Source organism: uncultured Tenacibaculum sp. (assembly GCF_947494125.1).
Taxonomy (GTDB): Bacteria; Bacteroidota; Bacteroidia; order Flavobacteriales; family Flavobacteriaceae; genus Polaribacter.
On sequence record NZ_CANLTU010000002.1, the window covers coordinates 246,248 to 270,324 of the forward strand.

The 24,077-nt window shown below is 29.6% G+C and carries 21 protein-coding genes; 16 read left to right on the forward strand and 5 right to left on the reverse strand.

The annotated features are described in order from the left end of the window. Positions 1-163: 163 nt before the first annotated feature. Positions 164-1,534 carry a tetratricopeptide repeat protein gene (locus Q0881_RS04570; RefSeq protein WP_299157285.1) on the forward strand — a complete coding sequence of 457 codons (1,371 nt, stop codon included), beginning with the start codon at positions 164-166 and terminating at the stop codon, positions 1,532-1,534. Between the two features lie 43 nt (positions 1,535-1,577). Here the strand turns inward: Q0881_RS04570 and Q0881_RS04575 are convergent, their stop codons facing one another. After that, the gene (locus Q0881_RS04575) at positions 1,578-3,305 is read right to left on the reverse strand and encodes a sodium:solute symporter family protein (RefSeq protein ID WP_299157286.1); all 1,728 of its coding nucleotides are present in this window, start codon (positions 3,303-3,305) and stop codon (positions 1,578-1,580) included. Between the two features lie 129 nt (positions 3,306-3,434). Between Q0881_RS04575 and pfkA the strand changes: the two genes are divergently transcribed. The 4 genes from pfkA (at position 3,435) to Q0881_RS04595 (ending at position 7,015) form a co-directional block, all read left to right on the forward strand. Further along, entirely contained in the window at positions 3,435-4,418 is a 984-nt protein-coding gene (pfkA, locus tag Q0881_RS04580; protein WP_299157287.1) for a 6-phosphofructokinase, read from the forward strand. Positions 4,419-4,443: 25 nt separating this feature from the next. Further along, the gene (gap, locus tag Q0881_RS04585; protein WP_299157288.1) at positions 4,444-5,436 is read left to right on the forward strand and encodes a type I glyceraldehyde-3-phosphate dehydrogenase; all 993 of its coding nucleotides are present in this window, start codon (positions 4,444-4,446) and stop codon (positions 5,434-5,436) included. A 154-nt stretch (positions 5,437-5,590) separates the two neighbouring features. Beyond that, complete coding sequence (gene gap, locus Q0881_RS04590; protein ID WP_299157289.1) at positions 5,591-6,583, forward strand: type I glyceraldehyde-3-phosphate dehydrogenase; 993 nt, start codon at positions 5,591-5,593, stop codon at positions 6,581-6,583. Between the two features lie 69 nt (positions 6,584-6,652). Beyond that, the gene (locus Q0881_RS04595) at positions 6,653-7,015 is read left to right on the forward strand and encodes a methylglyoxal synthase (protein WP_299157290.1); all 363 of its coding nucleotides are present in this window, start codon (positions 6,653-6,655) and stop codon (positions 7,013-7,015) included. 54 nt (positions 7,016-7,069) lie between these two features. Here the strand turns inward: Q0881_RS04595 and Q0881_RS04600 are convergent, their stop codons facing one another. Then, positions 7,070-7,450 (reverse strand): RidA family protein, encoded by a 381-nt coding sequence (locus Q0881_RS04600; RefSeq protein ID WP_299157291.1) that lies wholly within the window; start codon positions 7,448-7,450, stop codon positions 7,070-7,072. A gap of 29 nt (positions 7,451-7,479) precedes the next feature. After that, the gene (locus Q0881_RS04605; RefSeq protein ID WP_299157292.1) at positions 7,480-10,182 is read right to left on the reverse strand and encodes a putative LPS assembly protein LptD; all 2,703 of its coding nucleotides are present in this window, start codon (positions 10,180-10,182) and stop codon (positions 7,480-7,482) included. 94 nt (positions 10,183-10,276) lie between these two features. Here Q0881_RS04605 and Q0881_RS04610 point away from each other — a divergent pair, with 94 nt between their 5' ends. The 11 genes from Q0881_RS04610 (at position 10,277) to Q0881_RS04660 (ending at position 20,574) form a co-directional block, all read left to right on the forward strand. Then, the gene (locus Q0881_RS04610; RefSeq protein ID WP_299157293.1) at positions 10,277-11,512 is read left to right on the forward strand and encodes an N-acetylmuramoyl-L-alanine amidase; all 1,236 of its coding nucleotides are present in this window, start codon (positions 10,277-10,279) and stop codon (positions 11,510-11,512) included. 67 nt (positions 11,513-11,579) lie between these two features. Next, the gene (locus tag Q0881_RS04615; RefSeq protein WP_299157294.1) at positions 11,580-12,545 is read left to right on the forward strand and encodes an MlaD family protein; all 966 of its coding nucleotides are present in this window, start codon (positions 11,580-11,582) and stop codon (positions 12,543-12,545) included. After that, a complete protein-coding gene (locus Q0881_RS04620) occupies positions 12,545-13,150 on the forward strand; it encodes a peroxidase-related enzyme (protein ID WP_299157295.1) in 606 nt (201 codons plus the stop codon). The genes Q0881_RS04615 and Q0881_RS04620 overlap by 1 nt, the downstream gene beginning before the upstream one ends. 18 nt (positions 13,151-13,168) lie before the next feature. Next, on the forward strand, positions 13,169-14,485 hold the full coding sequence (locus Q0881_RS04625; protein ID WP_299157296.1) for a 4Fe-4S dicluster domain-containing protein: 1,317 nt from the start codon (positions 13,169-13,171) through the stop codon (positions 14,483-14,485). 59 nt (positions 14,486-14,544) lie between these two features. Then, positions 14,545-15,324, forward strand: coding sequence for a (Fe-S)-binding protein (locus Q0881_RS04630; RefSeq protein WP_299157297.1), 780 nt, complete (start codon positions 14,545-14,547; stop codon positions 15,322-15,324). 56 nt (positions 15,325-15,380) lie between these two features. Beyond that, complete coding sequence (gene menA, locus Q0881_RS04635) at positions 15,381-16,310, forward strand: 1,4-dihydroxy-2-naphthoate octaprenyltransferase (protein WP_299157298.1); 930 nt, start codon at positions 15,381-15,383, stop codon at positions 16,308-16,310. Between the two features lie 31 nt (positions 16,311-16,341). Further along, the gene (locus tag Q0881_RS04640; protein ID WP_299157299.1) at positions 16,342-17,019 is read left to right on the forward strand and encodes a metal-dependent hydrolase; all 678 of its coding nucleotides are present in this window, start codon (positions 16,342-16,344) and stop codon (positions 17,017-17,019) included. Then, a complete protein-coding gene (locus Q0881_RS04645) occupies positions 17,016-17,540 on the forward strand; it encodes an SRPBCC family protein (protein ID WP_299157300.1) in 525 nt (174 codons plus the stop codon). Before Q0881_RS04640 ends, Q0881_RS04645 begins: the two co-directional genes overlap by 4 nt. Beyond that, complete coding sequence (locus Q0881_RS04650) at positions 17,537-18,574, forward strand: o-succinylbenzoate synthase (RefSeq protein ID WP_299157301.1); 1,038 nt, start codon at positions 17,537-17,539, stop codon at positions 18,572-18,574. Before Q0881_RS04645 ends, Q0881_RS04650 begins: the two co-directional genes overlap by 4 nt. Before the next feature lie 2 nt (positions 18,575-18,576). Beyond that, positions 18,577-19,506, forward strand: a complete 930-nt coding sequence (locus Q0881_RS04655) for a CPBP family intramembrane glutamic endopeptidase (RefSeq protein ID WP_299157302.1) — start codon at positions 18,577-18,579, stop codon at positions 19,504-19,506. 3 nt (positions 19,507-19,509) lie between these two features. Then, positions 19,510-20,574, forward strand: a complete 1,065-nt coding sequence (locus Q0881_RS04660) for an AMP-binding protein (protein WP_299157303.1) — start codon at positions 19,510-19,512, stop codon at positions 20,572-20,574. A 1,006-nt stretch (positions 20,575-21,580) separates the two neighbouring features. Here Q0881_RS04660 and Q0881_RS04665 read toward each other — a convergent pair. Together Q0881_RS04665 and Q0881_RS04670 are read right to left on the reverse strand one after the other, a co-directional pair. Then, on the reverse strand, positions 21,581-21,742 hold the full coding sequence (locus tag Q0881_RS04665) for a hypothetical protein (RefSeq protein ID WP_299157304.1): 162 nt from the start codon (positions 21,740-21,742) through the stop codon (positions 21,581-21,583). Positions 21,743-22,226: 484 nt separating this feature from the next. Beyond that, positions 22,227-23,990, reverse strand: coding sequence for an efflux RND transporter periplasmic adaptor subunit (locus tag Q0881_RS04670; RefSeq protein WP_299157305.1), 1,764 nt, complete (start codon positions 23,988-23,990; stop codon positions 22,227-22,229). Positions 23,991-24,077 lie beyond the last annotated feature (87 nt).

Genomic DNA, 24,077 nt, shown 5'->3' on the forward strand with positions numbered 1-24,077 from the left:
TAATCCTTTCAAATATAGAAAAATAATTTGTTCTTTCAAATAGCAAAAAAAGATAAGTGGTAATCTATTAAAATTGTTAATTAAATTGTTGAAAACAAAAACAGGTATAAGTAAAAAGGCACTGTTCTTGTAGTAAATTTATATAAATTCAAATCTGTTGCCTATGTCATTATCAAAATTTGAATCAATGTTGAAAACCAATGATGTATATTTTTTTGATGCTGTTGAATTTGAAACAATTATCGAGCATTATTTAAATATAGGTAAACATTCGTTGGCTAAAAAAGCTGTACAGCTGGGGTTAGAACAGCATCCTACTTCAATTCAACTTAAATTAATGAAGGTTGAAATCTTAATTTTTGAAGATGAATTAGAAGAAGCTGTAAAAATGTTAACAAACGTTGAAGCTGTAGAACCTCATAATGATGAGGTTTATATTCAGAAAGCTGTTATTTTATCAAAAAAGAAAAAGCATATAGATGCTATTTCAATATTAAAAGAATCTTTACAATACATTGAAGACCCAGCCGATATATGGTCTATGATGGGGATGGAGTATTTGTATTTAGATGATTTTGAAAATGCTCGTTTAAACTTTGCTAAATGTATTGATGTTGATTATGAAGATTATTCATCGTTATATCATATTGTGTATTGTTTTGATATGGAAGAGAATCATGAAGAAGCAATTAAGTTTTTAAATTCTTATTTAGACAAAAATCCTTATTGTGAAGTTGCTTGGCATCAATTAGGAAGACAATATTTTGAAATAGGAATGTTTAAAGAGGCACTTACTTCATTTGACTATTCTGTATTAATAGATGAGAGCTTTATTGGAGGATACTTAGAGAAAGCTAAAACCTTAGAGGAGTTAAATAGATATGAAGAAGCAATTGAAAATTATTTGATAACTTTAGAATTAGACGATCCGACAGCTTTTGCATATGTAAGAATAGGGGAGTGTTACGAACAATTAAATAATATTCATACTGCAATTCATTTTTATAAGAAAGCTGTTCATGAAGACCCTCTTTTAGATAGAGGTTGGATATTGTTAACTAATGCTTGTTATAGTAATAAAAACTATCAAAAAGCACTCTATTATATAAATAAAGCAATACAAATTGATGAAGCAAATGCGTTGTATTGGAGAAGGTATGGAGATATCAATTTAAAACTAAACTTTTATGAAGAAGCTGTTAAAGCTTTTTATACTTGTATAGAATTAGGAGATCAAGAAATAGAGTTATTTATAGCTTTAACTGATTTATTACTGTTTTTAGGAGAATTTAATGATGCCTTAAAAATATTAATAAAAGCTAAAAAAATATACAAAGAGTTTGCAGAAGTAGAATATCGTTTATGTGGTTTGTTTATGATTCTCGATAAAGAAGAGTATAGTTTAACACATTTAAAAAATGCATTAGCTATTGATTATGAATATCATTCAATTATAAAAGAATTGTATCCTTCAGTTTATGAAAAAGAAAGAGTGCAGAAAATTATATCAAAATATAATAAGGCTATTCAATAAAAAAAATAAACCTCCTAATTAATTAGGAGGTTTATTTTTTTAATTAAGAAATGTGTTTCCAAATTTTACGTAAAATTAAAATACATACTAAGGTTAAAATAGAGAGTATAACTGCTAACATGGTTTTTCCATAAATCCAATTACCTGTAGCAAATAAGAAACTATATACACCAATAGTACCAGTTACAAATCCAACAATTTTTGCTCCTACATTTTTAAATTTATCTTCACCATCAAAAATTAGGTTATTAAATTTGTTTACAGTGTTTTTGTCAGTAGGCTGAGTTAAAAGAGTTACTATAATCCATCCTATAGTTGTAATTAATACACCAATTATTAATTGCCAATAGCCAGCTATTTCAATTAGTGGATTGTCCATTTTTCCATTAATAAAAAAGAAAACAGCAATAAAAAAGGAGATAACCATTGCAGCTATTTCACTATATGGGTTTATTCTACTCCAAAACCATCTTAAGATAAATAATAATCCGGTACCAGCTCCAATTTGTAATAATAAATCAAATACATCTTTAGCGGACTGTAAATAAAAAGAAAATAAGGCAGCCAATAACATTAATAAAGCTGTAGATATTCTACCAACAACAACTTTTTGTTTTTCAGAAGCACTTTTATTAATGAATCTACTATAAAAGTCGTTAACTAAATAAGAACTACCCCAGTTTAATTGTGTAGAAATAGTACTCATAAAAGCAGCTATTAACGATGTTAATACAATACCTAATAAACCAGCAGGTAAATAAGTCATCATTGCAGCATATCCTACATCATGACCTTGCATGTCGGTAGTTAAACTAGGAAAAGCTTGATTCATACTCTCTAACGAAGGGAATATAACTAAAGAAGCTAATCCAACTATAATCCAAGGCCAAGGACGTAAAGCATAATGAGCAAAATTAAAAAACAGAGTCGCCCATGTAGCATTTTTTTCATCTTTAGCCGCTAACATTCGTTGCGCAATATATCCACCACCACCAGGTTCTGCACCAGGATACCAAGTACTCCACCATTGTACAGCAAAAGGAATAATAAATAAGGTAATTAAAGCTTCCGTATTAGAAAAATCAGGGAACATAGCTAATTTGTTACTTACATTAGGATGCGATAATAAATTAGATAATCCATTTATTTCTGGAAGATTTACAATATAAATAGTAGCCCAAACAGAACCAACCATTGCTATTAAAAATTGAACAAAATCAGTAAGTAAAACGCCTTTTAAACCTCCTAAAGAAGAATAAATTACAACAATAATAGAGGAGTATAAAAGCATTTCTCCTTGAGAAATACCTAATAAAATATTTGCAATTTTAGCACCAGCTAAACACACTCCAGCCATGGTAATTATATTAAAAATAACACCTAAGTAAATAGCTCTAAAGCCTCTTAAGAAACTAGCCATTTTACCAGAATACCGTAACTCATAAAATTCTAAATCGGTAGTGATTCCAGATTTTCGCCAAAGTTTAGCATAAAAGAATACAGTAAGCATACCAGTTAATAGCATAGCCCACCAAACCCAATTACCAGAAACTCCATTTTTACGAACTAATTCAGTAACTAAACCAGGAGTATCTGCAGCAAAAGTTGTAGCAACCATAGAAACCCCCAATAACCACCAAGGCATGTTTCTTCCTGATAAGAAAAATTCAGAGCTGTTTTTTCCAGCAGATTTAGAAGCCCAAACTCCTATAAGTAATGAGATTATAAAAAATCCTATAATGATTATATAATCAATAGTGGTTAAAGTCATAATTTTTTGGTTTATTGGCTAAATGTAATTAAATATTTTCAAACGTTAAATTGTAATTAAAACCGAAAACGATTTCGCAGTTTTTTGTTAGAGAAGTAGTATATTTAATTAATTTTGAAACTGAAATTTATGAGAAAAATAAAAAAAATAGCAGTAATGACTTCTGGAGGAGATGCTCCAGGAATGAATGCAGCAATTAGATCAGTTGTTAGAGCTTGTGCTTATTACAGAACAGAATGTATAGGGATATATAGAGGATATCAAGGAATGATTGAAGGAGATATGATTCCTTTAACAGCGAGAAGTGTAAATAACATAGTTCACAAAGGAGGAACCATATTAAAGTCGGCAAGATCTAAAGATTTTAGAACAGAAGAAGGGCGTAAGAAAGCTTATGAGAACTTACAAGAAAATAATATTGATGCTCTTGTAGTAATAGGTGGAGATGGGTCTTTTACGGGAGGTGTTGTATTTAATAATGAATATGATTTTCCAATAATAGGAATTCCTGGAACTATTGATAATGATATTTTTGGAACTACCCATACTTTAGGGTATGATACAGCTTTAAATACAGCTGTAGATGCTATAGATAAAATTAGAGATACGGCGTCTTCACATAATAGACTATTCTTTGTTGAGGTAATGGGACGTGATGCTGGTTTTATAGCGTTAAACGCAGGTGTAGGAGCAGGGGCTGAAGAAATATTGATACCAGAAGAAGATTTAGGATTAGACAGATTATTGGAATCTTTAAAGAAAAGTAGAAGAGCAGGTAAGTCATCAAGTATTGTTGTAGTTTCTGAGGGAGATAAAACAGGTAAAAACGTTTTTGAATTAGCAGATTATGTTGAAGAAAACTTAGAAGATTACGAAGTAAGAGTTTCTGTTTTAGGACATATGCAAAGGGGAGGAACGCCATCGTGTTTTGATAGAGTTTTAGCAAGTAGAATGGGAGTAAAAGCTGTAGAATTGCTAATTGATGGTAAAACAAACTTAATGGTTGGGTTGAATAATAACGAAATTGAAACCATAGATTTAGAAAAAGCAATAAAAGGTCAGAATGAAATTAATAGGGAACTTTTAAGGGTTTCTGATATTATGACCACATAAAAACATAGTAATTAAAATAGTAAATATGATTAAAATAGGAATTAATGGATTTGGTAGGATAGGAAGAATCGCTTTTAGAGCAGCAGTAAATAGAGACAATGTTGAAGTAGTTGCAATAAACGATTTATTAGATGTAGATTATTTAGCATATTTATTGAAGTATGATTCTGTTCATGGACGTTTTGATGGAGATGTTGAGGTTAAAGACGGTCAATTAGTTGTAAACGGAAAGCAAATAAGAGTTACAGCAGAAAGAAACCCAGAAAATTTAAAATGGGATGAAGCAGGAGCTGAACACGTAATCGAATCTACAGGTTTTTTCTTAACAAAAGAAGCAGCGAGTTTACATATAAAAGGAGGAGCTAAGAAAGTATTCATTTCTGCACCTTCTAAAGATGCAAAAATGTATGTAATGGGAGTAAATCATTCAGAAATGAAAGCTGATGAAACCGTTATGTCTAATGCATCATGTACAACAAATTGTTTAGCGCCATTATCAAAAGTGTTAAATGAAAAGTTTGGAATTGTTGAAGGATTAATGACAACAGTGCATGCTGCAACTTCAGGTCAAGGAGTAGTTGATAGTCCTAGTAAAGATTGGAGAAGAGGACGTTCTGTTTTAAATAATTTAATACCAGCTTCAACAGGAGCAGCTAAGGCAGTAACAAAAGTTATACCTTCTTTAGAAGGAAAATTAACAGGAATGGCAGTGAGAGTTCCTGTAGCAGATGTTTCTTTAGTAGATTTAACATTCAGAACAGAAAAAGCAACTTCTTTAGAGGAGGTGAAAAAAGCTTTAAAAGAAGCATCTGAAGGAGAATTAAAAGGAATTTTAGGATATACTGAAGATAAAGTTGTATCGCAAGATTTTGTTTCTGATGCAAGAACATCAATTGTAGATGGAGAAGCTAGTTTAGAATTAAATAGTAACTTTTTTAAAGTTATATCTTGGTATGATAATGAATTTGGTTATGCAACAAAAATTGTTGACTTATTAGAATATTCAGCATCTTTGTAAATAATTGTTAATTTGAATAGATTGACCTGATAGTTTTTATAACTATCAGGTTTTTTTATTCGGATAAGTTTTATATTTGTAGGCTTACTTTATTAAGTAAAAGTCGTTAGAAATTTAAAGAAAACGACAAAGTAGGATACAAAAATAGAAAGAAATGATTAAAATAGGAATTAACGGGTTTGGAAGAATTGGTAGATTAGCTTTCCGTTCGGCAATTAATAGAGATAATATAGAGATAGTTGGAATTAATGATTTGTTAGATGTGGAGTATCTAGCATATTTATTAAAATATGATTCTGTACATGGACGTTTCAATGGAAGTATTGAAGTAAAAGACGGAAATTTAATAGTAAATAATAAAGTTATTCGTGTAACAGCAGATAGAAATCCTGAAAGCTTAAAGTGGGATGAAGTTGGAGCTGAATATATAATTGAGTCAACAGGTTTTTTTACAGATAAAGAAAAAGCAGCATTGCATATAAAAGGAGGAGCTAAGAAGGTAATTATATCAGCGCCATCAAAAGATGCTAAAATGTATGTAATGGGAGTAAACCATACAGAAATGACTGTTGATGAAACTATTATTTCGAATGCATCATGTACTACAAATTGTTTAGCACCATTAGTAAAAGTAATTAATGATGCTTACGGAATGACTGAGGGGTTAATGACAACCGTTCATGCAGCTACATCTACTCAAAATACAGTTGACGGACCAAATAAAAAATGGCGTAGAGGACGTTCTGTAGTAAATAATATTATTCCAACTTCTACAGGAGCAGCAAAAGCAGTAACTAAAGTAATTCCAGAAATGTTAGGTAAGTTAACAGGAATGGCTGTAAGAGTTCCTGTGGCTGATGTATCTTTAGTTGATTTAACATTTAAAACAGAAAAAGAAACTTCGTTAAAAGAAATTTTAGCAACTTTAAAATCGGCTTCAGAAAACGATTTTAAAGGAATCATAGGGTATACGGAAGATGAGGTTGTGTCGCAAGATTTTGTGTCGGAAACGAGAACTTCTGTAATCGATGCAGACGCAAGTTTAGAGCTAAATAAAAATTTCTTTAAAGTAATATCTTGGTATGATAATGAATTTGGTTATGCAACAAAAATTGTTGATTTATTAGAATACTCAGCATCATTATAAAAAGAAAAAATAATTTGTAAATTGTATTCCCGCTTCTTTATGCGGGAATTTTTATTTAATATCAATTATATGGAAATAGCAATTATAGCACATGATGGTAAAAAAGCAGAAATGGTTCAGTTTTTAAATGAGCATGAAGTAGTTTTACATCAAAAAAATATTGAATTAATTTCAACAGGTACAACAGGTACAAAAGCGGAAAAAGCAGGTTTTAAAGTGACAAAATACTTGTCTGGCCCTTATGGAGGTGATGCACAGATAGCAAGTAGAGTAGCGGAAGGTAAATGCAATATGGTGTTGTTTTTTAGAGATCCTCATGAAAAACATCCTCATGAACCAGACATTTCTATGCTCTTGCGTTTGTGCGATGTACACGATGTGCCGTTAGCAACAAATCCGGCAACTGCAGAGTTATTAATGAAAGCATTATAAAAACAAAAACCACTTTTTAAAAAGTGGTTTTTGTTTTTATAATATTATTTTTTGCTATTTAATAGCAATCATACTAATTTCTACATTTACAAACTTAGGTAAGTTAGCAACTTCAACAGTTTCTCTTGCGGGAGCAGTTGCTTCATCAAAGTATTCTGCATAAACAGTATTAATTTCTGAAAAGTTATGCATGTCAGAAATAAAAATAGAAGTTTTTACAACGTTTTCAAAAGTCATTTCAGCAGCAGCTAAAACTTCTTTCATATTTTCCATTACCTGTTTTGTTTCATCTTTAATAGAGCCTTGAACTAATTCACCTGTATTCGGATTAATTGCAATTTGACCAGATGTATATAAAGTATTACCACTTAATACAGCTTGATTATATGGACCAATTGGTGCAGGAGCATTTTTAGTTGTAATTATTTTTTTCATTATTTTTAATATTGTTTAGTTAATCAAGATTAGAATAAAACTCTATCAGGTGGTTTATTTTTATCCCATTTTAAATCGCTTAACATAGAAGATTTTACTCCTATGAAAAAGAAATATGAAGAATTAGTTCCAAAGGGAGTCCAGTTGAAATTTAAACGCCAACTATCTAAATCTCTAGAAAAACCAAGCCTGGTATAGGTGAAAGCATTATTTTTAATATCATATCCAGAAGAAAAATTAACATTCCATTTAGGAGATACTTCTACATCTCCACTAAACATTAACGAATTACTACCAATACTACTAGTTAATCCGTTATTTGAATAATTCATGGCATATGCTAAATTTAATGTCCAAGGAATTTTTAGTCTATATAGTTCAGTTTCTTTAGTTGTATCTTGATTTTTGTTTTGTTTATTATCTGGGTTATTTGGAAAACCATTTGTAGGAAGTATATTTTGGCCAAATACATCTGGAGTGTCTTGCGCCCCATTACCATTATTATCTTCTTTTTCACCTTCTTCCTTCTTTTGAAAATCTTTACTAGATAATGAGTAATTAGCAGTTACACCAAAATTAGTTAACCTTAAAATATTTGCGTTAAATTGATTTATTCTTTGTCCTTTACTGTTTACTTGATATGGGTCAAATGTAGCATTTACATTTAAAGCAAGTTTGTCTTTAAAGAGACGCGTACCGGCATTAGCACTAACAGGGCTCCAACGTAAACTATCTGCAGCAATATTATAACTGGTACTAAAATTTAGATTATTAAGAATAGTTATTTTTTTATCTTCCTCATCGCTATCAGGGTCTTTAGGTGCAACTTTAGCTTCTAAAACATTGTTAACAGAAATACCTATAGAATTTGTAATACCACTTCCAGGGGTTCCGTAAATACCTCCTTCAAAAGGAGAGTAGGTAAGTAAATCTGTAGGGTTGGAACTTTGCTGTACTTGTAAATCATGACTTTGAGCAAAATTAGGTCTATAACCGTAAGAAATAGAAGGTCTAATTGTATGTCGAATGGCTTTTAAGCGACCTTTTTTAAAATTAAAAGTTCCATAAATGTTAGTTGATAAAGAAAGCCCCAAATTGTATTCATTAAAACGATTATAACCACTGATAGTATCATTAATTACAGCTCCTAAATTACCACTAGAGTTTGTTGCGGTAGGGTCGTATCTTTTATTAATTTTATCAAAATACCAAACATCTTTATAATTAACACTTGGAGATAAAGTAAAATGTTTAAAAGCTTTTAAACTTGTACTAGCACTTAAATTATGTTGGACACCCTTTTTAGCAGTTTTAAACATCTTTGGAGTAAAAAACTCATCATCGGTAGTATTTATTCTATATTCTCCCTGCATGCTATAATTCAATCCCATTTTTTGAATAGGATTCTTTTTGACTCCACCTTTTCCAGCAAAAGGATAAATACGATCCATGTTTAATTGTAATGACGGAAGTGTCATTGTAATGGATTCTGTATTGGTGTTTTGAGAATGTGTTGCAGTAACATTTATATTGAAAGGTGTACCAACAAATTTTTTGTAATATGAAATTGATGAACTTAATGTGTTGTTTAGAAACTGTGAGCTATTAAATTGATTTAAAGATTGTCTATAATATGTACTACTACCTAAGTTTACAGAAGCAGAAAAACGTGAATTTGGACTTGATTTAGAATCTTGACTATGACTCCAACGAATATTAAAATTGGTAGAGTTACTAAAATCACTTAAACCTCTAATTCCTTGTATAATGTTTTCAAAACGGACACTAAAACTTCCGCTAAATTTATAACGAACATAATAATTAGAATCAGCTCTTAAACCCCAACTTCCATTTGTATAAACATCTCCTAATAAGGTTAAGTCAAAATAATCATTTAAAGCAAAATAATATCCACCATCTGTTAAAAAAAAACCTCGACTATTACTATCTCCCCATGAAGGAATAACAAAACCAGAAGTTCTTTTATCTGTTAAAGGAAAGTAGGCAAAAGGTAAAAACACTGGAGTAGGAACATCAGCTAAGACTAAATTACTACCACCTACAATTATTTTTTTACCAGGAACTAACTTAGCTTTATTAGTTTGTATGTAATAATCTGGGATTTTCTTTTTAGAAGTAGTAAAACGTAATCTACGCATATAAATGGTAGAATCATTTACGCGTTTTGTTTTTTGAGCATAAGTTATAATTCCTCCCTGATTAGTTTTTACACCATATACTAAAGCTTTTTTGGTTTTAAAGTTAAATAAAATAGAATCTTGCTCAGACTCTTGACCTCCTTGTTTAAAAACGGGTCTTTGATGATAACCTAAGCTATCTTTAATTCCTTTAGCATAAACAGTATTGTTTTTATAATCTAAAATTATAATACCGGCTTTTAAATCAATATCAGTATAAGTTACTTGTGCCTTGTTATATAAGGTTACAGTTTTGTTTTTAGCATTTTGAATGGTGTAATCTTCAGCATCATGCGTTATAATTCCATCTATAACTTCTTTAGGTTTAATAGAATCATTAGCAATAGTGTCTTTTTTTATTCCTAAATCTTTTCTAGTTTTTAAATTAATCAAAGAATCTTTTGAAATATTTAAAACTGGCTTTTTTTTAGTTTTTTGAGTCGGAACACCCTTATCTCCAAAATCTTGAGCATTACCTATTTGAAAACAAAAAAGATAGAAAGTTAAAAGTATGTAAGTTAGATTTGTTCGCAATTTTATAAATACTATTTTTGTGTTATATTTAAAAACTTTGGCGTATTATTTGAATGCCTATATTTTAGAAACCAAAAATAGTTAAATTTTATTGATGCAATTCTTAAAATTCCCTAAATATAATTTCAGAAAAAAAACTTTTTTATTTTTAACGATTCTCTTTGTTTCGTTAAGCTATACAACTGCGTCTTATGCTCAAAAAAAATATACAGTAGTATTAGATGCTGGGCATGGAGGAAAAGACTCAGGTAATATAGGAAACGGTTATAGAGAAGCTAAAGTAGCTTTAAGAGTTGCTTTAGATGTAGGTAAAGAATTATTAACAGCTAAAGATGTTAATGTTTTATATACAAGAAAGAAAGATGTTTTTGTTGAGTTACATAATAGAGCAAAAAAAGCAAATGATATAAAAGCAGACTTATTTGTATCGATACATTGTGATGCATTTCATAAATCTGAACCAAATGGAGCGAGTACTTTTGTTTTAGGATTAAATGGAAATAAAGAAAATCTCGAAATATCTAAGCGAGAAAACTCTGTAATTTTATTAGAGGATAATTATAAACAAAATTATGACTATGATCCTAATTCTCCAGAATCAGTTATTGGATTGTCAGTGTTACAAGAAGATAATTTAGATAACAGTCTAGGTATAGCTGGTATGATTCAGAGTAATTTTGTTTCACTAAAGAGAAATAATAGAAGGGTAAAACAGGCTAACTTTTTAGTGTTAAGAGAAACGGTTATGCCTAGTGTTTTAATAGAACTAGGTTTCTTAACAAATAAAAAAGAAGGTAAGTTTTTAAATACAAGACCTGGTCAAATAAAAATGGCAAAAGCAATTGCAAATGCAATTAAAAAGTATATTAATAGTTTAAAATTAAATACTGTTAGAGATAATATTACTAATCCAGTTGTTAGTACACCAAAAAAGAAAGAACCGAAAAAAGTAGCCCCAAAACCAAAAGCAGTAAAGAAAAATACGAAAATAGATTCAAAAAAGGTAATTGCTAAAAAGGTTGAAAAAAAGCCTGTAAAAAAATCTGCGAAGAAAATAATTGCTAAAAAACCATCATCAAAAGTTGAGTTTAAAGTTCAAATAGCAGCTTCAAGAAAATTCATATCAGAAAAAAGTTTTAAGAATTTAGAAGTTGTAAAGTATTTAATTATAGATGATTATTATAAATACTATTATGGTAACGCGAGCAGTCTGGTTGAAATAAAAAAATATTTAGCTAAGGCAAGAGAAGCTGGATATAAAGATGCTTGGGTAGTAGCTTTTAAAAATGGAAAAAGGATATCTATTAAAGAGGCTTTGAAAAACCAGTAATTTAGAGGAAATCTAGCTATATACTCTCAAAATAATTAGTATTTTCGCTGGTATAATTATACTATATATGTCTAAGGAACTTAAAACAGGAATTGTTACAGTAATAATTATAGCTTTATTTATATGGGGATATAATTTTTTAAAGGGGCAAGATTTATTCAGTGCAAATAGTAGGCACTTTTTTGTAGAATATAAAAATATTAATGGACTTAATACTGCAAGTTTAGTTACCATTAATGGCTTGAAAGTAGGTAAAGTTGATGAAATCTCATTTAATTCAAAATCTAATAAAAAAGGTAATTTAATTGTAAAAATATCTTTAGAAAACGATTTTAAATTTTCAAAAAACAGTGTAGCTAAAATATATTCGGCTAGCTTAATGGGAGGGCAAAACTTAGCAATTGTACCTAAATATGATGGAGAAACAGCAGTTTCTGGAGATTATTTAAAAGGAGAAGTAGAGTCAGATATTTTTTCTTCAGTAGGAGAGAAGCTAAATCCGATTCAAGCAAAATTAGAAAATGTATTAGTAGGTGCAGATTCATTATTGATAGGGATGAATCAAGTTCTTGATCAAAAATCACGTAAAAGTTTAAATCGTAGTATTCTTGGATTAGAGGGGACTATTTCTGATGTTAGAAAAACATTGTTATCAGTAAATAATTTATTAGCAGATAATAAAGTTAATCTAGATTCTACTTTAATCAACGCTAAAAAAATTACAAGTAATTTTTCAAAAGTTTCAGAAGGTTTAGTTAAGGCTAATTTAGGAGAGACTGTAAAAAAACTAGAAACTACATTAATGAACGTAAATGGTCTTCTAGCTAATATGAAGGCAGGTAAGGGTACTCTAGGGAAATTAATGACAGATGATAAGATGTATACAAACTTAACCAATGCATCTAAGGAAATGGAAGAGTTATTAAGAGAAATGAAGTTGAATCCTAAACGATTTGTACATTTTTCATTATTTGGTAAAAAGCCAAAACCATACAAGGAAGAAAGTAATACAAAAAGTGTAAGTTCTAAATAATGAGTTGGATTAAAATTATTCCTTTTAATGAAGCTCAAGGTAAGTTAAAAAGACTTTACCAAAAAGTTACAGGACCAAGTAATAATGTAGATAACATTATGATGGTACATGGTTTACGGCCACATACAATGACAGGGCATATGTCTTTGTATAAAAATGTATTGCATAATAGTAATAATACATTACCAAAATGGTATTTAGAAACAATAGGCGTATTTGTTAGTTTTTTAAACAACTGCGATTACTGTGTCGATCATCATTACGAGGGTTTAAAAAGGCTGTTAGATAATGATGCAAAGGCAAGTGAAATAAAAGAATCGTTAATAGCCAAAAAATACGGATCTAATTTAATAGAGAAGTTTTCTGAAGGACTTAAATATGCTGAAAAGTTAACCAAAGAAGCACATAAGTTAACAAAGTTAGATATAGAAAAACTTACAGAAAAAGGATTAACAGACGGAGAAGTATTAGAAATAAATCAAGTAGTAAGTTACTTTAACTATGCTAATAGAACCGTTTTAGGATTAGGAGTTTCAACAGAAGGAGATATTTTAGGATTATCACCAAATAATTCAGAAGAAGAAGAAAACTGGAGTCATCAATAAAATCAATTAACTAAACAAATGGAAAATTACGTACCAAACATCTTTTTTGCACTTATTTTAATAGCGGGATTAGGATATTTTGTAATGAATGTTAGAAAGCTTATCCGAAACATTAAATTAGGAAAAGATATTGATAGAACAGATCGAAAGCCTGAGCGTTGGAAAAATATGGCAAAAATAGCTTTAGGTCAATATAAAATGGTACGTCGCCCACTATCAGGGATATTACATATAGTAGTTTATGTTGGTTTTATTTTAATCAATATAGAAATGTTAGAAATTGTTATCGACGGATTGTTTGGAACACATCGTGTTTTTCAACCAATTTTAGGAGATGCAATTTATGGTTTTTTAATCGGTAATTTTGAAGTGTTAGCAGCTTTAGTATTTGTAGCAGTAGTTATTTTTTGGTTGCGAAGAAATATAGAAAAAGTGAAGCGTTTTTGGAGCAAAGAAATGACAGGTTGGCCTAAAAACGATGGTAATATTATTTTGTATTTTGAAATGGTTTTAATGTCATTATTTTTAATAATGAATGCAACAGATGTTAATTTTCAAGAAGCAGGAGCAGGAAACGTAATATCTCAGTTTATAGCACCTTGGTTTGATGGATATTCTCATGAAACTTTACATACCATTGAAAAAACAGCTTGGTGGGTACATATAGTAGGAATATTAATTTTCTTAAATTATTTATATTACTCAAAGCATTTACACATTTTATTAGCATTTCCTAATACATTTTATGCAAACTTAAAGCCTAAAGGGCAGTTTAATAATTTAGAAGCAGTTACAAAGGAGGTAAAAATGATGATGGATCCAGATGCAGATCCATATGCAATGCCAGAAGAAGGAGCAGAAGATGAAGAACCAGCAAAATTTGGGGCATCTGATGTAACAGATTTAAACTGGGTGCAGTTAATGAATGCGTATACATGTACAGAATGTGGTCGTTGTACATCATCATGTCCAGCAAATTTAACAGGAAAAGAATTATCGCCTCGTAAGATAATGATGGATACACGTGACCGTTTAGAAGAAGTAGGAAAGAATATCGATGAAAACGGAGGAGAGTTTAAAGACGATGGTAAACAATTATTAAACGATTATATTTCTCCAGAAGAGTTATGGGCATGTACAAGTTGTAATGCATGTGTGCAAGAATGTCCAATAGGAATAGATCCGTTATCAATTATTATGGAAATGCGTCGTTATTTGGTAATGGAAGAATCAGCAGCTCCACAAGAGTTAAATATGATGATGACGAATATTGAAAATAACGGAGCACCTTGGCAGTATAGTCAACAAGATAGATTAAACTGGAAAGACGAATAGATTAATCTATTAAAAAGGAAACAAAAAGAAGCATATCAACAATAAAACAATATAAAATTATGAACGTACCAACAATGGCAGATATGATGGCTCAAGGAAAACAACCAGAAGTATTATTTTGGGTTGGAGCAGCAGGAAGTTATGATGATAGAGCAAAAAAAATATCCAAAGCGTTTGTAAAAATATTGGAAAAGGCAAATGTTGATTTTGCTGTGTTGGGTACTGAAGAAAGCTCTACAGGAGATGCTGCAAAGCGAGCAGGAAATGAGTTTCTATTCCAAATGCAAGCAGTAACCAATATCGAAGTATTAAATGCATACGAAGTAAAAACAATAGTTACTTGCGATCCTCATTCATTCAATACGTTAAAAAACGAATATCCAGGATTAGGAGGAAATTACGAAGTATATCATCACACACAATATATTAGTAAATTAATACAAGAAGGACGTTTATCTATAGACGATGCTAATTTAAAAGGAAAACGCTTAACATACCATGATCCTTGCTACTTAGGAAGAGCGAATGATGTATACGAAAGCCCAAGAGAGTTAATTCGTAAGTTAGGAGTTAAAATGACAGAAATGAAGCGCCATAAATCTACTGCCTTATGTTGTGGAGCTGGAGGAGCACAAATGTTCAAGGAACCAGAAAAAGGTGCTATGGATATTAATGTGTTACGAACAGAGGATGCTTTAGAAACAAATCCACAAATTATTGCTACAGGCTGCCCGTATTGTAATACAATGATGACAGATGGAGTAAAATTTAAGCTAAAAGAAGACCAGGTTGTAGTGAAAGATATTGCAGAATTAATAGCAGAAGCAAATAATTTATAAAACAAAATATATTTAAATAGTTATTCCCGCGAAAGCGGGAATCTTATTTTTAAAGAATGATTAAAAACTATATAAAAGCAGCACGTTTAAGAACTTTACCATTATCAGTATCAGGTATTATTGTAGGAGCTTCTTTAGGAAATTATGATTATCATTTGTCATTAGGGGGGCTTAGAATGTATTTCCCTGTAATTACAAGTTCAGTTTTCTGGCTAGCCATTTTAACAACCATAGGTTTTCAAGTATTATCCAATTTTGCAAATGATTATGGCGATGGAATAAAAGGAACGGATGATAATAGAGAAGGAGAAGCACGTATGGTATCATCAGGAGCTATTACACCAAAACAAATGAAAATGGCAATGATTGTAACTGGATCCATAACATTAGTAATTGCCTTGTTGCTTATTTATGAAGCTTTTGGAAAAGATAATTTTTTATTTTCAACAATTTTCTTAGGGCTAGGGATAGCTTCAATAGTAGCAGCTATAAAATATACAGTAGGTAAATCTGCTTATGGTTATAGTGGTTTAGGAGACATTTTTGTGTTTGTTTTTTTTGGCTTACTTGCCGTTGTAGGAACCTATTTTTTATATACTAAAGAACTTAATTTTACAATTTTTTTACCAGCATTTACAGTAGGTTTGCTAAGTACAGCAGTATTGAACTTAAATAATATGCGAGATAGAGTAAACGATGCAAAATCAGGAAAAAATACTTTAGTAGTAAAGATGGGAGCTAGTGTAGCAAAAAACTATCATTATTTTTTAATTTTTGGATCATTTTTGTTTGCAGTAGTATATGTATTATTAAAATATCAATCATCATTTCAATTTTTATTCATTATAGCATATTTACCAATACTAAAACATGTGTTTTTTGTGTATAAAAATAAAGAAGAAGCATTATTAGATGGAGAATTAAAAAAGGTAGCACTAAGCACTTTTTTATTTTCAATACTTTTCGGACTAGGTCAAGTTTTGTAAATTGCCTATAAACTAACTTCAGAATATTATTATGAATATTATATTTTACGGACATGCATGTTTTGGAATAGAAATCAACGGAACACATGTATTAGTAGACCCATTTATAACTGGAAATCCATTAGCATCGCATATTAATATAGAGGATCTAAAAGCCGATTATATTTTACTTACGCATGCACATCAAGATCATATATTAGATGTTGAAGTAATAGCAGAACGTACCGGAGCAATCATTGTATCTAATTATGAAATTGTAATGCATTACGGAGCTAAGAATTTAAAAGGACACCCAGTAAACCATGGAGGTACATTTAAAACTGAGACTTTTTCAGCAAAATATGTAAATGCAGTGCATACATCATCTTTCCCAGATGGGAGTTATGGAGGGCAACCAGGTGGTTTTGTAATATCTAATGAAGAAAAATCATTATACATAGCAGGAGATACAGCAGTTACTATGGATATGAAACTAATACCCATGACTACAAAGTTATCAGCTGCAATTTTCCCAATCGGAGATAACTTTACAATGGGAGTAGAAGATGCTATAATTGCAAGTAATTTAGTAGAGTGTAACAAAATTATAGGGTGTCATTTTAATACGTTTCCGCCAATTGAAATAAACACCGAAGAAGCTAAAAATAAGTTTGCAAAAGCAAATAAAGAATTAACTATTTTAGAAATAGGAAAATCATTGACTTTATGAGAAATATGAAAGCAGTAAAAATAGTTTTAGGAGTTGTAACCACGTTAATAATCGTGTTTTTATTAACAGGATTAATAGTTACAGACGTAAAATATACAGCAGAGATTGAAATTGAAAAACCTATAGAAAAGGTTTTTGAAGATTTTCAGAATGTGGAGTTGATGAAAAAATGGTTGCCAGAAATTAAATCTATAGAGCCAATTGAAGTAAAAGAAGGGGTTATTGGTAGTACCTATAAAATGGTAGTTACTAATCAAGGGCAAGAAATTGTGATGATAGAAAAAATAACTGATTTTGTTCAGAATAAAAAAATGACTTTTCAATTTGATTCAGATCAAATGATTAAAATTGATGATTATAACTTTATAGCAAATGGTAACACTACAAAAATGGTGCAAAATTGTACTGTAAACAGTAAGTCATATATTATGGGGTGTTTATTTCCTTATTTTAAAGGATCACTTAAAGATTTAAGTTTAAGTTATATGAACCGATTTAAAAAAGAAGTGGAGAAAAATTGATAACAGCAACGTACCATAAATATATTCTGAATTTTAAGCAAGCTAGTGGAACTTCACGAGGAATTTTAAGAACCAAAGAAACATGGTTCTTAATAGTATCAGAAGGAGAAAAAAAAGGAATTGGCGAATGTGGTCTGTTTAGAGGCTTAAGTATAGATGACAGACCAGATTATGAAGAAAAACTCCAATGGGTTTGTAAAAACATTCATTTAGGCTTAGAATCTTTATTGGTTGAAATGACAAACTTTCCATCAATTCAATTTGGGTTAGAGCAAGCATTTTTATCATTAAAAGGAAGTAATCCATTTGAATTATTTCCATCAAAATTTAGCCAAGGAAAAGAAAATATTTCTATAAATGGATTAATTTGGATGGGAGATAAAACTTTTATGCAACAACAAATAAAAGAGAAGTTACAGCGAGGTTTTACAACAATTAAAATGAAAATTGGAGCTATTGATTTTAACACAGAAATAGAATTGTTGAAATCGATAAGAAAAGAATTTTCATCAGAAGAAATAGAATTACGAGTGGATGCAAATGGAGCTTTTAGTCCAAATAATGCATTAGAGAAATTAAAACAATTGTCAGAATTAGAAATGCATTCTATAGAACAACCTATAAAGCAAGGACAATGGCAAGAAATGGCAAACTTGTGTGAAAAAACACCCTTAGCAATAGCGTTAGATGAAGAGTTAATTGGAGTTTTTTCAAAAGAAGAAAAAGAAAAATGTATTGAAACAATACAGCCACAGTATATTATTTTAAAGCCTAGTTTAGTAGGAGGCTTTAAAGGAAGTGAAGAATGGATTTCAATAACAAAAAAATACAATGCAGATAATTGGATAACATCAGCATTAGAAAGTAATATAGGTTTAAACGCAATAGCACAATGGACGTATATTTTACAAAATAAATTACCACAAGGATTAGGAACAGGAAGTTTATTTACTAATAATTTTGAAAGTCCATTGGAAGTAATAAATGGAAGTTTAGGATACAATAGTAAAAAAGAATGGAAATTTAATTTATAAAGATGAATTTTATACAACAAGCTTATAAAGGAAGAAATGATTGGTTTTATTACTTAGCAGTACTATTTTTAGTATTGTTTTGTTGGCAATTTATAGGGGTAATACCTTTGGCTATAACAGCAGTATTGCATGCTGAAAATATGAGTGAGTTTGCCAGTGCAGCTAATGATAATTTTATGAGTTTAGGAATAAATAAAAACTTGTTTTTATTTATGATGATCGTAATGTTTGCAATAGGTTTGGTATCCTTATTATATGCCGTAAAATATATACATAAGAGAGCAATTAAAACACTTGTTACAAGTAGAGATAAAATTGATTGGAAACGTTTTTGGTTCGGATTTATTACTTGGGGAATAGTTGCAGTAATAGTAATATCATTAGGTGTTTTTTTAGAACCAGAAAGTTATACTTGGAATTTTAAACCAATACCATTTTTTACTTTAGTAGCAGTATCTTTTTTGTTTTTACCATTGCAAACAAGCTTTGAAGAATTATTGTTTAGAGGTTACTTGATGCAAGGAATTGGAACTTGGTTTAAAAATAGATGGATGCCTTTAATAATCACATCAGTAGCGTTTGGTTTATTACATGGAGCAAATCCAGAAGTTGAAAAATTAGGGTATATTTCAATGGTATTTTATATAGGAACAGGGTTCTTTTTTGGAATAACCACTTTAATGGATGAAGGAACCGAACTCGCTTTAGGCTTACATGCTATAAATAATATTGTAGCAGCTTTTTTAGTAACTACAGACTGGACTGTTTTTCAAACTGATGCTTTGTTTATAGATACTTCAGAACCATCGGTAGGAATAGAAATGTTTTTACCAGTTTTTGTGTTGTATCCATTAATGTTAGTGTTGTTTTCAAAGAAATATGGTTGGGGAAACTGGAAAGAAAAATTGTTTGGTAAAATAGAAAACCATTAGCTATTGAAGAATACTAGTTTTCATAGCAGTTTTAAATTAAATGGAAAATCGTTTTCTGAAGAAAATGATTTGCTAGTTTATTCAAAAGAAATCTCAGAATCATTATATCGTTTTTTAAACGATTGGTTTAATACCAATGATTATGTAATAGTACAAACATCAGGGTCTACAGGAACACCAAAACCTATCAAGCTTAAAAAAGAGTTTATGAAGAACTCAGCGATAGCTACAGGAGCATTTTTTAAGTTAAAAGAAGGTGCCACAGCATTATTATGTTTATCAACCGATTATATAGCAGGGAAAATGATGTTGATAAGAGCTTTAACATTGGGTTGGGAAATAGATGTAGTGTTACCAGTTTCAAATCCTTTAGAGGAGTTAAAAAAGGAATATGATTTTTCAGCGATGGTTCCACTTCAATTAAGAAATTCTTTAAAAGAGTTGTCAAAAATAGATACCTTAATTGTTGGAGGAGGAGTGGTTTCAAATGATTTAGTTAATATTATTCAAAAGAAGCCTACAAAAATATATGCTACTTATGGAATGACTGAAACTATTACACATGTAGCAGTAAAAAAACTCAATCAAATTAGTAACACTTCAAGTAAAGTTGAAAGTTCTATATACAAGGCACTTCCAAATGTAAAATTCACGCAAGATTCACGTAACTGTTTGGTAATTGAAGCATCAAGAGTAACAGACGAGATAATAATAACAAACGATGTAGTTAAACTAGAATCTAATACAGAATTTGAATGGTTGGGACGTTTTGATAATGTAATTAATTCTGGTGGGATAAAATTACATCCAGAAAGAATAGAGGAGAAGTTATCAAAAATAATTCAAGAGCGTTTTTTTGTAACTGGGGTATCGGATACAATTTTAGGAGAGAAATTAATTTTAATTATTGAAGGTAAAAAGAAAAAAATTACTCTTGATAATGTAAAAGAATTTTCTAAATATGAAATACCGAAGGAAATCTATTTTATAGATAAGTTTATAGAAACAGAAACAAAAAAAATTCAACGAAAGAAAACAGTAAGCATACTACTTAAGGCTTTAAAGTAAACTGATTTCAAAGCTAAAAAACTTTTAATTTTTAGAAAAAAGAAAAGAAGTTATCATTTTGAAAACTCCTCTTCTTATAACTAACTAATCAATCAAATTGTTTATAATAAAAAAGAAAAAACTTTTAATTATAAATCAAAGATACTATAGATTAGAATGTGATTTTTTTTAATTAGATGAGTAAAGCATTCGTAAAGATGAAATACATTTTTTTACAAACGAAGTAAAAAAAAGCTCCCGAAGGAGCACACATCCAATTATGGAAAATAAAATAAATTATCAAAATTTTAGCCGGGGGTAAGTTTACAATTCGATAATCTATATTATAATTAACTATTTAAGGGGTGAATTAATTACTATACAAATGTATGATGTAGATTAAATAAAATGTAGAATGAAGTGTAAGTGAAGTAGCTATTTTGAGCATAAATTTTATATTCAAAAATACTACACATAATAAAAGGCTCCCTAAGGAGCCCATACACAAGGGAATAATAAAACCAAACTTATAATTTAAATTTAGAGAGAATTTGATTAGAAAAAAGAAATGTTAGTTAAAGGGTTTTTTAGACTAGGTGAACGGGAAGAAACTTATGATAAAGTAGAAAATATAAATGTATTTTACCTGTTATAAATAATAGTATATATAAAGAAAAGAAGTAATCTCTCCCCAAAGATACTTCTTTTCAATAATCGTTTTAAACTTTATATAGAGCCCCTCAAACTCTATACGTAGATAAAGGTAATAGGATATTAGATTTATTGAGATAATAATTAGGTGAATTGAAAGAAGGTTTAGATGAAATGTAAGTTACTTCAAGTAAAAGGGGAATTAAGAATAAAAAGAGTTAATCAAAATAAAAAAAGTCATCACGATCGTCATCATCTTAAAAATGAAGGTTAATGTCATCACTATTAGATTTGTTTTTATTTAAGAAAACATTATAAACAAAGGCTATATAACGTATAATTAAAAATAAAAGCGAACCTAGGTTCGCTTTTATTTTTATAGACAGACAGAATCCATTGGAAGTGCACATAAGATACCTCCCCATTCACCTCCACATCTAAGACACTCTTCTTCATTTGTTGGCCAAAAGCCACCTTTAATAGTTTTTTGTTCTGATTTATTTAAAATAGAACCTAAGTTTGAAATATTTTTTAACATAATGAGAAATTTTAAGTTCCTCAAACTTATGTAAAAAAGAGTAAGAATAGCTTCATAAAACCGTAATATAAGTAAGGTAAATCCTTATTTAATTTGAAGTTAGAGATTATTAAAAAAGAGAAAAGAAGTTATCATTTCAGACACTTCTTTTCTATTCACTCCCCCAAAATATATATTTTAATATTTTATTTATATCAATGTTTTAATTATACAGTAAAAGTAACTATAAGAAAGAGTCTGTTTTTTTATAATTAGGTAAAGAGAATTAAAGTATAGGTGAGAAGCAAATCTTTATAGTTGAAGATAATTATTGGTCGTAAGAGTTTTCAAAACTGTTATAAAAAAAAGAACCCACTCAATAAAATTGAGTGGGAAAATTGCTATGAAAAAGAACTTAAGACGTCTCTTAAGTGGTGCAAATATAATACTTATTTATCAAATAACAATAAGTTTTTATTTTTTATTTAAATTATAGAACAATTAATTATTCTATAATTTCTTTAACGCTACCGCAAGTTAACATGGTTCCTCCAAAATAAGGATTAACTACATTTTCTTTTATACTTAACCAAAAAGCTCCTGAGTTATCATCAGCCATTGGGCAAAACTGGCTATATATTTTTTGATTAATGCCAAATACTTGAATCATTATTATTAATTGAGAAGATAAATGCTTAAAGTGCTTCTTTTGTTCGTTTAGATTTCTGGTTTTTATAATTGAATTTGTAGATGATATAATTTCTTTTTTCAATTTAATCCATTTTTCAGAATTATCGCGAGGTAATAATTTCATGTCCATTAAATTCAGATTTGCTAATAATTTCTTTGCGCTGTTTATTACATTATCTGAATCATCAGTAATTAATACATCTTTTAAATTTATATAATCATTAAATACTATTTTTAACTGGTTTTGAAATTTTGGAGAAACTTTTATTCTTTTCTTCATTTTCAAATGACTATCCATTTTATTATTTGGCGCTTTTATACCAAAATGTTCTTGATGTCCTGTCATTGTTTGGCTTCCAGTTTTATTCATCATCGATTTTTTACCTTGTAGTTGAGCAGCTGCATCAACAGTAAAAGCTCCATTAGTTACAATTTCATCACCTAGTTTTAAACCTGCTAACACCTCATAGTTTTTCCCTAATGAATTGCCTAATTTTATTTCCTTCATTTCAAAAATTGGCTCGCTTGGATTAGGTTTTAAATACACCACAGATTTTTTTCCTGTCCATAAAATAGCAGAAGAAGGGATATTCAATATTTGCTTTTTATTAGAGATAATATTTTCAACAGTTCCTTCTATAAACATTCCTGGTTTAAACATATCTTTTTCGTTTTTTAAAACAGCTCTTAAAGTAGTAGTTCTAGTTTGTGTGTTTAAAACTGGATCTATAAATGAAATTTTTGCTTCAATTTTTTTATTTGGATATGCATTGGATATTACAGAAATTTTTTGACCTTTTTTAAATAAGCTAATTTGGTTTTCATAAACATCAAAATTCGCCCAAACCGTATTTAAATTTGCTATTTTAAATAATGGCTGACCTTGTTTTATAGATTGACCTAGTTCTACTAGTTTTTCACTTACTGTTCCAGAAATCGTTGCGTAAATTGGAAAGTTTTGCTTGACTATTTTTGAAGTTTCAATCTGATTTATTTGATTTTCTGATAATTTCCATAACTTTAATTTATTACGAACAGCTTTATACAATGCAGGCTGAGATCCTTTTAATGATGAAGCTGTTAATAATTCTTGCTGAGCAGCAAATAACTCCGGTGAATATATGGTAGCTAATAATTGTCCCTTACGCACCTTTTCTCCAGTAAAATTGATGTTTAACTGTTCTATTCTACCAGAAAAATAGCTTACTTGAATTGCATTTTCTTCTTCGTTAGCGCTAATTTTTCCTGAAAGTTTAATACTATTATTTTCAGTTTCTCCATTACCAACAATTGAGGTTAGAATATTTGCTAATGCCATTGCATTTTTAGTCAATTTAAACTGATCTACAGCTAAGCCATCAGCACCAACTTCAGCAGGAATTAAATCCATACCACAAATAGGACAATCACCTGGTTCAGATTGCATAATTTGCGGGTGCATTGAGCAAGTCCAAAATTGTTTAGATGTTGTTATAGCATTATGATTATGCATATATTTTTTATTTTCATTATTGAAAATAAGACTACCTAATAGAAGTCCAATAGCCAATATGATAACATAAATGACGTATTTTTTCATTTTATTATGTTTTAGAATTTATTATAATGTAAAAGACCACTTAAATTAATTTGTATAAATTATTATTAACATGTATAGGTTTAAGAT